We start from the raw sequence: 12,907 nt of genomic DNA, 5'->3' as shown, positions 1-12,907 counted from the left end.
TGTACTTAGTCTAAATAAGGTTAATTTTGCTCGAAAATAAATAATAATGCTCTTGATAAAAAGACAATTAACCGCTTTACTATTTTTAATTAGTGGTGTTGCTATAGCACAAAACGAAGATTTAAAAGGACACATCGTTTTCGATACTACAGAACCTGTACTAGGAGCTCATATTATATTAACAGGTAAAAATCTTACTAAAGAAACAACTACAGATTTTAATGGTAATTATCGTTTTAAGAATGTGGCTTTTGGATCGTATAACATTCAAATTATTTCTTTAAATGCAAATTCTAAAACAATACAAGTTTCTCATAATTCTGAAAACAAAACACACAACACCATATTAAAATTTGCTGAATACCAAAATTTAGATGAAGTATTAGTAAAATCGCAGACCACTAAGCAAAAAATAGAAGATAAAGGATTCTCGGTTAATGTTATAGAAACCAAAGAAGCTGGTATACGAAATATTCAAACCAATGAATTATTAAAAACCAGTGTTGGTGTAAATATAAGACAAAATGGAGGTTTAGGATCTGATGTACAATACAGCTTAAATGGATTATCCGGAAGCGCTGTGCGTATTTTTATTGATGGTATCCCGATTTCTATTTATGGTTCTTCGTTTAGTCTAAATAGCATACCTCCAGCAATGATTGAACGTATTGAAGTATATAAAGGAGTAGTCCCAGGTTATTTAGCAGACGATGCTTTAGGTGGAGCTATAAATATTGTGCTTAAACAAGACGCTAAAAATAATTTAAATGCATCAATTTCTTACGGTTCATTCAACACACTACAAACAAGTATTAATGGTTTATATCGTTTTGATGAATCTGGATTTACAGTAAAAGCTTCTGGTTTTTATAATTACTCCGATAACGATTATAAAGTTTCAGGAAGAAGCGTAGTGGTTACTGGATTAGGTGGCGTACAAACACCAATTACAGCAAGACGATTTAACGATGCCTATAAATCTTTAGGCGGAATGTTACAATTAGGGTATACTGATGTTAAGTGGGCCGATCAATTTTTTGTTGGATTAACAGGATCTGATGATTACAAAGAAGTGCAACATGGTGCTTTTATGACTATCACACCTTATAAAGATCGGTTTTTAGAATCTGATGCATTACTAGGAAGCTTAACATACCAAAAGAAAGATCTTTTTACTGAAGGCTTAGATGTAAACGTACATGGTTTATACGGGACAAGAAACCGTGTTGTAAACGATACTGTAGCTTGGGCGTATAGTTGGAATGGCGATAGAGCTATTGATTATAAAGGAGACGAATACCAATACACTTGGGGCTCACAACAAGAAGGCGGACCAACATTGGCAACAATTAAAAGACATGTAGCTTCTTTAAGAACAGGAGTATCTTATGAAATAAATAAACAACATAAAGTATTACTTAACCACGTCTATACGGGAATAGACAGAGAAGATAGTGATGTCTTATTATCTGTATTAGAAAACACTTTCATAGGAACTCGAGATTTACATAAAAACATTTATTCTTTAACCTACGAGTTTAGTGCTTTTGATAACAAATTAAAAGCAAATGTGTTTAGAAAACACTATCAGCAAAAAACTATAAACATAGACCCTGATATAGAAGAAGATACCAATGGAAACGATCAAATTGTAGATGAAATTACAAAAAGTGACAATAAAGATAATGGCTATGGCTTTGCTGTGTCTTACGACATTCTATCAAATGTATCCTTATTAACATCTGCTGAAAAGGCTATCCGTTTACCAGACGAAACTGAAGTATTTGGAAACGATGGAGACAATGTAGTTGCCAACCCAAGTATTAGACCAGAAACCAGTAAAAATTACAATTTAGGATTTAGATTTGGAGCGTTTAAAATTAAAAAACATGACTTTTCAATTTCAACAAATCTGTTTATTAGAGATATAACTGATCGCATTGGTTTGCCTATTGAAACCTCCTTAAATATAGACGACGAAACAATAGTATATGTAAACCAAGGGAATGCAAAATCTAAAGGCATAGATGCTCAATTAAATTATAACTATAATAATAATTTTGGTTTCAACTTTAATATCTCGCATTTCGATTTAACTACAGAAACCGCTCTTGGCACAGAAATAGATATTCCGAACACACCATTTTTTACTATGAATGGAAGTTTACGTTATTCATTTAAAGATCTTATTCAAAAAAACTCACAACTCAACCTGTTTTACACAATGTACTTTACTGATGAGTTCTCATACCTAACTGCTCAAGGATCTAACACAGTAGGAGACGAATTCTTTTTAGTACCTCAACAATTATCTCAAGATTTCGGAGCGAGTTATTCTTTTCCAAACAACAACCTAGTTGTAAGTTTTGATATCAAAAACATATTTGATGAAGCTGTATATGATAACCTATCTGTACAAAAACCTGGAAGAGCCTTTTACCTAAAATTAAATTACACAATCAATAAATTTTAATAACTACAACAAATAATTATAATATGAAACACAATATTTCAAATTACAAATTACTTAGTGCCATAGCATTAACCATTGGCCTTTTTACTTCATGCAGTAGTGACGATACGGAAAAAACAATAGACCCAGATCCTGACCCTACAGATGGAACAAGATGGATAACCGTAGCTGCAGCAAGAATGGGAGACGATCCAGGAGATGGTAATGGAGGTACATTAATTTATTCGATTAATAGTGACGATGCTAAAGACCCAACTGTATCTATAGAGCCTTTTGATAACGGATTTATAGTACCGTCTAACAGAACTGCCAGATTACAATCTTCTGAAGACGGAAACACAATGTTTAATATTAGTTACGCTGGAGATACAGGAGGAAACTACACTAAATATACTGTAGAAGGTGGACAAACATTCACACAAACAGGTTCAGAAATTAGTATTGCGCCTTATGTAGGAACAGCTCCAAGATGGATTAAATTATTCGACGGAGACCAAACTGGAGCAGCAGTATATGTATCTAACGAAAATGAATTTGACGACAATGGAGATTACACACGTACAGATGCTACAATTGGTGTTGTAACCTTAGATTTAGAAAACTCATTAATCAATAACTTTCAAGAGCATAGTGTGGCTTTAAGTGAAGAAGAAGAAGCTGCTGGATACTATATTTCTAGAATTGATATGCCTACATTAAACGAAGCTGGAGATAAATTATATATTGGTGCACGTTTAAGTAAAATTGATCCTGCCACTACAGAAAGTGAAAGTGATTATGAAATATTAGGATCTAAAACAATCATTTTAGACTACCCATCTTTATTAAACCCATCGGTAATCACATCTACTGTAGGTCATGGTAATACAAACGGATACCGTAGTATTAACGCTTTCGAATATAATGGAAGCGTATACCAAGCAAATCAAAGTGATCCAGAAGGATCTTATATCTTAAAAATTGATGCTGATAATGAATATGATGATTCTTACGACTTCAATTTAGATGAAGCTTTAGGAATAGAAGGTGCATACATTTTAGCATGGAGACCAGCTGCAAATGGTAAAGCTGTAATTGCATATCGTCATGACGGATCTGCTGAAGGTGTAGCAGGAGCTCAAGGCTTCTTTGCTCTTGCAGATTTAAACGCTAAAACAGCTCAAAAAATTGATGCAATTCCTTACGATCCTGATTTTTACTTATTCCAATACCAAGGTTTTGTTGTAGACGGAACAGAAATATACCTAACACAAGCACCAGTTGGCGAAAACGGAAACATTTATGCTGTAGAAACAGAAACTGGAGAAGTTACTAAAGGTGCAGAATTAGTAAACGTAGAAGGAAGTCACTTTATTGGTGTATTCTAAATAAAACGGAAAACAACTTTCTGTTTTTTTATTAATCAAAAAAGAAGCCTCATTAACGTATGTTAATGAGGCTTTTATATAGTATTATACCTATATGTAAATATTATAGTTTACTCTTTGTAATTTCTGTAACACGTAATGTATTTACCATTCCTTTTTCATGAATAGGCATGGCAGCTAAACTAATTACCATATCTCCTTCTTCTAAATACCCTTTAGCACAAGCCAGCTTGTTTACGTCTTCAATAGTTTCATCTGTACTAACAAATTTATCATAGTAAAGTGCCTTAACACCCCACAATAAATTTAATTGCGTTAAGATACGTTTGTTAGATGTAAATACTAAAATGTGAGCAGATGGTCTCCAAGCAGAAATTTGGAATGCTGTATAACCACTATTTGTTAATGTAGATATAGCTTGAGCATTAATTTCATTAGCCATATTAGCTGCATGAAAACAAATAGCTTTAGTAATGTAACGTTTTGTACGAATATGCGGAGGAGATTGTGGCACTTTAATAAGTGGTGAATCTTCTACACTTTTAATAATATTAGACATTTTCTTGATTACTTCAATTGGATATTGACCAACAGAAGTTTCTCCAGAAAGCATAACAGCATCAGCACCATCCATTACAGAGTTTGCTACATCATTAACCTCAGCACGTGTTGGAGTTAAACTATCTATCATAGTCTCCATCATTTGCGTTGCAATAATTACTGGAATTCTTGCTTTTTTAGCACATAACACTAATTGCTTTTGAATTAATGGTACTTCTTCTGCAGGAATTTCAACACCTAAATCACCACGAGCCACCATTAAACCATCGCAATACGCAACAATTTTATCGATATTTTCTACCGCTTCTGGTTTTTCAATTTTAGCAATAATTGGAATTTTATCATCACTATGTTCTTTAATAAGCTCCTGTAATTGCATTAAATCTTCAGCATGACGTACAAATGACAAAGCCATCCAGTCTACCTTCATTTTAATAGCAAAAATAGCATCTTCTATATCTTTCTCTGTAAGTGCTGGTTGAGAGATATTTGTATTAGGTAAGTTTACTCCTTTTTTAGATTTTAAAGGACCTCCTTGTACAACCCTTGCAGTTACTTCATCTACATTGTTACTTGAAACAACTTCAAAAAGTAATTTACCATCGTCTAGAAGAATACGTTCGCCTGGTTTAGCATCTTGTGGGAATTGCTTATAAGTCATGTAAACACGTTCCTTGGTTCCTTCAAATCTTTCGCCAGTAGCAAAAATGATTTCATCTCCAGGGCTTACAAACACTTCTTCTTTCATGACACCTACACGAAGTTTTGGACCTTGTAGATCTCCTAGTATTGCAGCATTGTAACCGAATTCTTCGTTTAAATCACGAATCATTTTAATACGCTCTTCTACATCAGTATAATCAGCATGAGAAAAATTAATTCTAAACACATCGACACCTTCGTCTAACATGCCTTTTAAAACTTCTTTCGTACTCGTCGCTGGCCCTAACGTGGCCACTATTTTGGTCTTCTTTCTTTTCAACATTAATTAAAAATTAAATTGTCTTTAGATTTTATCTGATCCACATTTACCGTATAAGTTGTAATAACTTGAGGTATTTCTTGGATCTTGTTCACTATTAATTGTTCACTTATTTGTAAGTCTTCTTTCGTAATCTTCATTAAATAATCTACATTTTTTAACTCAGGAATTAAGTTATAAGACTTTATAATTTTTTCTTCATTTGCAAACAGAGAACCAGAGCTTTGTAAGCTATCTTCTTCGCGTTTACATATATTGGACACTAAATTATATGTAATTAAATTAATTTCGTCCTTCCACTCAAAAATGGAATAAGCAGCTGAAAAATATTCATAATCTACATCTTGAGCGCTTCTAGTTAAACTTAAATTTAAATTTTTGTTTAAATAATACGCTAATCTATAATCTTCTAATCGACTATGTATGGCAATTAAAATGTAATCGACGTCTTCTAGAAAGTCTTCAAGATTAAGTTTATGAATAGCCATAATCATTACTTTAATTGTAAAGATAACATTTATAAGCATTCAAAAAGGACCTTTTTGCTTATCTTATTGTTATATTTTCACGAAAACGTTTTAGTTTTGAAGAATTTTTGTGAAAAACAGAAGAATAACTCTTTATGCTAATTGTTTTTTGTAATTTCTTTCTGAAACACAAAGAATGCGCGCTTAGACGCCTTCTCTTCAGCCTTCTTTTTAGAGGTTGCTCTTGCTTTTGCAATCACTTTCTTATCTATTGCTAGCTTAACCGCAAAATGTCTAACATCGTCGTTTCCTGTGTCATCGTACACATTATAATCGAATGTTTTCTTTTCTTTCTGACACCATTCTATAAGTAAGCTTTTATAACTAATAACTTTACCTTCTAGTTTTTCGATATCAACAAAAGGTGAAATAATGCGATAATTAATAAACTTCTCACAATATTTAAATCCGCGATCTAAATAAATAGCACCTACTAGAGCTTCGAATAAATTCCCATGAATATTGTCTCCAAATTGACCTTTAGGAATTTTACTATCTATTAATTCTATTAAATTTAAATCTCGTCCGAGTTCATTTAAATGCTCACGGCTTACTATTTTAGAACGCATTTTTGTAAGATAACCTTCGTCTCCTGCAGGAGCTTCTGTATACAAATAAGAAGCGATAACAGCACCCAACATAGCGTCTCCAAGAAACTCTAATCGTTCGTAATTAATAGCATTCCCTTTACCGTCTCTTATATTCATAGAGCGATGAGTGAAAGCTGTTTTGTAGAAACTTTCATTTCTAGGTTTAAAACCTAAAATTTTTGTCACAGAAACAAAAAAATTCCCGTTATTTTTAAAACGGGAATTTAATATGTAACGAATGTTTTTCATTCGTGTTTAATCTTCTAATTTTCTGAATAATACACAAGCGTTGTGACCGCCAAATCCAAAGGTATTACTCATAGCCACTTTAACATCTCTCTTTTGAGGTTTGTTAAGTGTTAAGTTTAATTCAGAATCAATTCTCTCATCTACAACCTCGTGGTTAATAGTAGGTGGCACAATACCATATTCCATTGCTAAAATAGCAGCAATAGATTCTATAGCACCTGCAGCACCCAACAAGTGACCTGTCATAGATTTTGTTGAATTGATATTAATGTTTTTAGCATGTTTACCAAAAACTTCGGTAATTGCTTTTAATTCTGCAACATCTCCTAAAGGTGTAGACGTACCATGTGTATTGATATGATCTACATCTTCTGGTTTCAAGCCTGAATTTTCAAGACAATTTCTCATTACAGCTATAACTCCTATACCGTCTGGATGTGGTGCCGTCATATGATATGCATCTGATGACATTCCTCCACCCACAACTTCTGCATAAATTTTAGCGCCTCTTGCTTTTGCATGTTCATACTCTTCAAGAACAATTGCCCCAGCGCCCTCTCCTAACACAAACCCATCTCGAGTTGCGTCAAAAGGTCTAGATGCTGTTTCTGGACTTTCATTTCTTGTCGATAATGCATGCATAGCATTAAAACCTCCCATTCCTGCAATTGTTACGGCAGCTTCACTTCCTCCTGTTACAATAACATCGCATTGACCTAAACGGATATAGTTTAGTGCGTCTATCATAGCATTGGCAGAAGATGCACAAGCCGAAACTGTAGTATAGTTAGGCCCCATAAATCCATGTTTAATAGAAATGTTACCTGGTGCTATATCTGCAATCATTTTAGGAATAAAAAAAGGATTGAATCGTGGTGAACCATCGCCTGCGGCAAAGTTTAAAACTTCATTTTGGAATGTTTCTAGACCACCTATACCTGCTCCCCAAATTACACCCACTCGTAATTTATTAACGACATCTAAATCTAACTTAGCATCTAGGATAGCTTCATCTGAAGCTACCATAGCATACTGAGTAAATCGATCCATTTTACGAGCCTCTTTTCTATCAAGAAAATCGGTAGGATTAAAGTTTTTTAATTCGCAAGCGAATTTAGTCTTGAACTTCTCAGTATCAAAATATGTTATAGGAGCAGCTCCACTTTTTCCACTAATTAGAGCATCCCAAAATTCATCTTTGGTATTTCCAATAGGTGTAAGAGCTCCTAAACCTGTAACTACTACTCGCTTTAGTTCCATAAAAATCTTTTCCTTATTTTGCAGCTTCTATGTATGATATAGCTTGACCAACTGTTGCAATGTTTTCTGCTTGATCATCTGGAATTTGGATATCGAATTCTTTTTCGAATTCCATAATTAATTCTACAGTATCTAATGAATCTGCTCCTAAGTCGTTCGTGAAGCTAGCTTCAGTTACAACTTCGTTTTCATCAACACCTAATTTGTCTACGATAATCGCTTTTACTCTTGATGCAATGTCTGACATAATCTTTAATTTTAAGTTTAAATAAGGTGCAAAAATAAAAAACTTTATTTTAAAACACGCTTTTAGTTTAAAAATAGTGAATGTAATTTAATTAAATTAAGTTGAAGTGATTTAATTTTGCATAAAAATTATTAAAAATTTATCCTTTTTTCAAAAAAGGAATAAGTCGTTTCAAGCCCTATTTCACAGTGTTTATCACGATTTTAAGCTTATTAATATTATAAAAACATAACACATGAAACGTATTGTAATTTTCGCTTCTGGATCTGGATCGAATGCTGAAAACTTAATAAAATATTTTAAAACAAAAACTAACGCATCAGTAACTCTAGTGCTAACAAATAACCCACAAGCTAAAGTTCTTGACAGATGCAAAAAACTAGAGGTTAGCGCTTTATCCTTTAACAAAGTTGCTTTTACAAAGACCGACAACGTTTTAAACCTATTAAAAAGCGCAAAACCAGATCTTATAATTTTAGCAGGGTTTTTATGGAAATTCCCCGAACAAATTCTAAATACATACCCAAACATGGTTATTAATGTACATCCTGCTTTATTACCTAAATTTGGAGGAAAAGGGATGTATGGCATGCACGTTCATGAGGCAGTAGTTGCAAATAAAGAATCTGAAACAGGAATTACAATTCATTATGTAAATGAAAATTATGATGAAGGCGCTATTATTTTTCAAGCCACTTGTCCTGTATTAAGCACCGACACAGCTGATGATATTGCTGCTAAAATTCACGAATTAGAAATGGAACACTTCCCTGTTATTGTTGATAAAGTTTTAAACCAAAAGGAAGCATAAAAAACAGATGTCGAAAAAGAAAAAATACTATACCGTTTGGAAAGGCCACAAAGTAGGTGTTTACGAAACCTGGAATGCCTGTAAAGCACAAACCAAAGATTATCAAGGTGCCGTTTACAAATCTTTTCCTACGCTTGAAGCTGCAAAGCATGCTCTAAATAGCAATCCGAAAGATTTTATTGGCAATAAAAAATTTACAAGTGGATTGACTTCTGAAGAATTAAAACGAATCGGACAACCCAATTACAATTCTATTTCTGTTGATGCTGCTTCCAGTGGAAATCCAGGCATAATGGAATACAGAGGTGTAGACACAAAAACAAAAAGACAACTATTTATACAAGGTCCTTTTAAACAAGGCACAAATAATATAGGTGAATTTTTAGCTATTGTTCACGGCTTAGCTTTATTAAAAAAAAACAATAGTAACTTATTAATTTACACAGATTCTAGAACCGCCATAAGCTGGGTTAAAAAGAAAAAATGTAATACAAAACTGGAGAAAACCGACAAAAACAAAGACGTATTCGATTTAATTAATCGTGCTGAAAATTGGCTTAAAAACAACGATTATATTACAACAATAGTTAAATGGGAAACTAAAGCTTGGGGAGAAATTCCTGCAGATTTCGGAAGAAAATAGCGAGAAACATAACCCTTTTAACCTTTAGCATTCCACTCGTTATTACCTCTATTTGTATCTGGTAATTGATGTTTAGAATCTATAACTATGTGAGTGATTTTTGAAGTTGTACCGACATGAAACTGTGCTGTTTTACCAAGCTTCCAAATCTCTACCGGCACTTTAAAATCGTGTATTTTTCCATTTGCCTCCTCGACATGAACCAAAATAGGCATAACCATTTGCTGGTTGTTAACGACAGAAATGGCAACACCATTAACTTCGTTTTCTTTAACATATTCAACATTCGTAATAGCCTGATCTAATTGCCAATTATGATGATACCACCCTAACCAAAACCAAGACAAATCTTCGCCAGAACCATTATCCATACTTCTAAAAAAATCTTCAGGTTTCGGGTGTTTATAAGCCCAATTTTGAATGTATTGTTTAAAAGCATAATCAAATTTATCATGACCAAGAACAACTTCTCTTAAAAGCACCAATCCGAAAGCCGATTTAAAATAGGCTAAAGGATGCACAAATTCACGCCCCATATCATCGGCAGGCGTCATTAACGTCGGACCATTTTTACAATCCTCCATTACTTTAATTATTTCATCGGCGGGGTTACCACCTAGCGCAGCATATTCGCCATCTCTTTTAGGCGCAAATTCTCCGTTATTAAAATTATCATGTGCATAAATATCAATAAAGGTATTAAAGCCTTCATCCATAAAAGGAAATCGTCTTTCGTCGGAACCAACTATCATAGGAAACCACGTGTGACCTATTTCATGAGATGCTAGCAAAAACATACTATATGGTTCTGCTTTCCAACTATTAAAAGCTAATCCTGGATATTCCATACCGCCAACAGATCCCGCAACACTTGTAGCTACAGCATACGGATATTCGAACCATTTCTGGGAAAATTCTTCGACAGAAAATTTCATAAATTCAGTAGATCTAGCCCATGCTTTTTTATCTTTTGTAGACGCTAAAGGATAAACAGATTGCGCTAAAGCTTTACGACCACTAGGCAAATTAATTTTAGCAGCATCCCAAATATATCCTTTAGACATCGCCCAAGCAACATCTCGTGTGTTATCCATTTTAAAATGCCATGTTGTTGTTCCGTTTTTATGTTTTGTTACGGGGGTTTTTAATTCTTTAGCACTTCTTATAAATACGGTTTTATCTGAATTTTTAGCAGCATCTAATCGTTTAAGCGTTTTAGTACTTAAAATTTCATCTCCATTTATCAATGCACCTGCCCCAACAACAACCTGATCGGAAGGTACTGTTACTTCATAATCTATTGTTCCATAATCTAGGTACATTTCTCCGCTTCCAATAAAGGGCAACGTATTCCATCCGTAATAATCATCGTAAACACATAATCTTGGATACCAATAAGAAAATTCAAAAATCTCTCCATCATCTGCATTCATATAACCCGATCTTCCACCACTACTTCTCGTTTGTAAAACATAAGAATATGCTATAGAAATCGAAATATCTTCATTAGAATTTAATGCCTCTTCTAATCGTATTTGCATACGTGTTCCATCGATAACATAAGGGACATCCTCCCATGTTTTATCTTTTAAAACACGAATACTTTTAAGAATATAACCTTTAGATTCCGCTAAAGCTTTGCTATATCCACTTAATTGACTTGCCTTAGAGCTTGCATTGCCTATATTTTGATCTAACTGTAACCACAAAGATTCTAATTGATCTGGACTATTATTAGTATAATCTATTACAACCTCTCCTTCAAGCAAATACGACCCCACATCAAAAGACGCTTTTATAGTATAATCTGCTTCGTTTTGCCAATAACCAGAGCTTGGTTTCCCAGAAGCACTTCTAACAGAATTTCCGTTATTTTTATAAAAATCAGTGATAAAAATTTGTGAAGGGTTGTACTGTGCACTTACCGTATTTAATGTTAAAAACACTAAAAAGGCTAGAGAATTAGGAAATTTCATAATACTAAAAAGTTTGCTTTTGCTTATCTAAGGTAAGCATTCTTAATACAAAAAGATTTCAAACAGTTCATTTTTACTAAACCTTTAAAAGCATCAATTATTATTTAATAATTCAAATTAAAACCCATTATTAATTATAAAATAAGCAACAAAACTCGGTTATAAGGCCTATTAAAAACACAATACTATTCTAAATAAACTTTGTTTATGCATTAGCCGTTAAAAGACTTATATTTGCAAAAAAACATTAGCCCTCTTTTATGAGTAAATTAGTTATTGTAGGTACTGTAGCATTTGATGCTATTGAAACACCTTTCGGGAAAACCGATAAAATTCTTGGTGGTGCGGCAACCTATATAGGATTATCTGCATCTCAATTCAACGTAGACAGCGCAGTAGTTTCTGTAGTAGGAAACGACTTTCCACAGGACTATCTAGATTTATTATCTAATAAAAACATTGATATTTCAGGTTTAGAGATCGTAAAAGACGGAAAAACATTCTTTTGGAGTGGCCGTTACCATTACGATATGAATACTAGAGATACTTTAGCAACAGAGTTAAATGTATTAGCAGATTTCAATCCTTGTGTTCCAGAAACATATAAAGATGCAGAAGTTGTTATGTTAGGGAATTTACACCCTTTAGTACAGCTTGGTGTTTTAGACCAAATGACGACTAAACCAAAATTAGCCATTTTAGATACTATGAATTTCTGGATGGATAATGCTTTAGAAGATTTACATAAAGTAATTGCTAGAGTAGATGTACTTACAATTAATGATGAAGAAGCAAGACAATTAACTGGAGAATATTCTTTAGTTAATGCCGCTCAAAAAATCTTTAAATTAGGACCACAATTTGTGGTTATTAAAAAAGGAGAACATGGCGCTTTATTATTTCATAAAGATAATATTTTCTCTGCACCTGCATTACCATTAAAAAGCGTTTTCGATCCTACAGGAGCAGGAGATACTTTTGCTGGTGGATTTGCTGGATTTTTAGCAAATTCAGGTGAATACACATTCGAAAATATGAAAACTGCCATTATATATGGTTCGGCTTTAGCGTCCTTCTGTGTTGAAGAATTTGGAACAGAACGTTTACAAAAGGTCACGACAGAAGAGTTAAACATTCGACTGCAACAATTTAAGGAGTTAACAACATTCAATATAGATTTATCATAAAAAACACGCGCTTATATAAAAGCGCGTTTTTTAA

Annotated in this window: 11 protein-coding genes; 5 read left to right on the top strand and 6 right to left on the bottom strand. The window is 33.4% G+C overall.

Annotated elements, in window-relative coordinates; genetic code table 11:
• Window positions 1-46 precede the first annotated feature (46 nt).
• Together Q1B05_RS01210 and Q1B05_RS01205 are read left to right on the top strand one after the other, a co-directional pair.
• Window positions 47-2,473 (top strand): TonB-dependent receptor, encoded by a 2,427-nt coding sequence (locus Q1B05_RS01210; RefSeq protein ID WP_299776702.1) that lies wholly within the window; start codon window positions 47-49, stop codon window positions 2,471-2,473.
• 23 nt (window positions 2,474-2,496) lie between these two features.
• A complete protein-coding gene (locus tag Q1B05_RS01205) occupies window positions 2,497-3,840 on the top strand; it encodes a hypothetical protein (RefSeq protein ID WP_299776700.1) in 1,344 nt (447 codons plus the stop codon).
• Window positions 3,841-3,943: 103 nt separating this feature from the next.
• Here the strand turns inward: Q1B05_RS01205 and pyk are convergent, their stop codons facing one another.
• The 5 genes from pyk to Q1B05_RS01180 all read right to left on the bottom strand — a co-directional run bounded on the left by pyk (window position 3,944) and on the right by Q1B05_RS01180 (window position 8,256).
• Entirely contained in the window at window positions 3,944-5,386 is a 1,443-nt protein-coding gene (pyk, locus tag Q1B05_RS01200; RefSeq protein ID WP_299776698.1) for a pyruvate kinase, read from the bottom strand.
• Window positions 5,386-5,871, bottom strand: a complete 486-nt coding sequence (locus Q1B05_RS01195; protein WP_299776696.1) for an IPExxxVDY family protein — start codon at window positions 5,869-5,871, stop codon at window positions 5,386-5,388. The genes pyk and Q1B05_RS01195 overlap by 1 nt, the downstream gene beginning before the upstream one ends.
• 137 nt (window positions 5,872-6,008) lie before the next feature.
• On the bottom strand, window positions 6,009-6,749 hold the full coding sequence (rnc, locus tag Q1B05_RS01190) for a ribonuclease III (protein WP_299776693.1): 741 nt from the start codon (window positions 6,747-6,749) through the stop codon (window positions 6,009-6,011).
• A gap of 6 nt (window positions 6,750-6,755) precedes the next feature.
• Window positions 6,756-8,009, bottom strand: coding sequence for a beta-ketoacyl-ACP synthase II (gene fabF / locus Q1B05_RS01185; protein ID WP_299776691.1), 1,254 nt, complete (start codon window positions 8,007-8,009; stop codon window positions 6,756-6,758).
• Between the two features lie 13 nt (window positions 8,010-8,022).
• Complete coding sequence (locus Q1B05_RS01180) at window positions 8,023-8,256, bottom strand: acyl carrier protein (protein WP_007647141.1); 234 nt, start codon at window positions 8,254-8,256, stop codon at window positions 8,023-8,025.
• A gap of 235 nt (window positions 8,257-8,491) precedes the next feature.
• Here Q1B05_RS01180 and purN point away from each other — a divergent pair, with 235 nt between their 5' ends.
• Window positions 8,492-9,067, top strand: coding sequence for a phosphoribosylglycinamide formyltransferase (purN, locus tag Q1B05_RS01175; protein ID WP_299776688.1), 576 nt, complete (start codon window positions 8,492-8,494; stop codon window positions 9,065-9,067).
• Between the two features lie 7 nt (window positions 9,068-9,074).
• A complete protein-coding gene (locus tag Q1B05_RS01170; protein ID WP_299776685.1) occupies window positions 9,075-9,710 on the top strand; it encodes a ribonuclease H family protein in 636 nt (211 codons plus the stop codon).
• A gap of 17 nt (window positions 9,711-9,727) precedes the next feature.
• On the opposite strand, the gene Q1B05_RS01165 is transcribed toward Q1B05_RS01170, so the two are convergent.
• The gene (locus tag Q1B05_RS01165; protein ID WP_299776683.1) at window positions 9,728-11,686 is read right to left on the bottom strand and encodes a M1 family metallopeptidase; all 1,959 of its coding nucleotides are present in this window, start codon (window positions 11,684-11,686) and stop codon (window positions 9,728-9,730) included.
• Window positions 11,687-11,946: 260 nt separating this feature from the next.
• Between Q1B05_RS01165 and Q1B05_RS01160 the strand changes: the two genes are divergently transcribed.
• Window positions 11,947-12,873 (top strand): PfkB family carbohydrate kinase, encoded by a 927-nt coding sequence (locus tag Q1B05_RS01160; protein ID WP_299776681.1) that lies wholly within the window; start codon window positions 11,947-11,949, stop codon window positions 12,871-12,873.
• Window positions 12,874-12,907: the final 34 nt, after the last annotated feature.

Source organism: uncultured Formosa sp., from assembly GCF_947500765.1.
GTDB lineage: Bacteria > Bacteroidota > Bacteroidia > Flavobacteriales > Flavobacteriaceae > Formosa.
The sequence above is the reverse complement of the archived record's forward strand: the minus strand, read 5'-3'. Positions and strand labels throughout refer to the sequence as shown.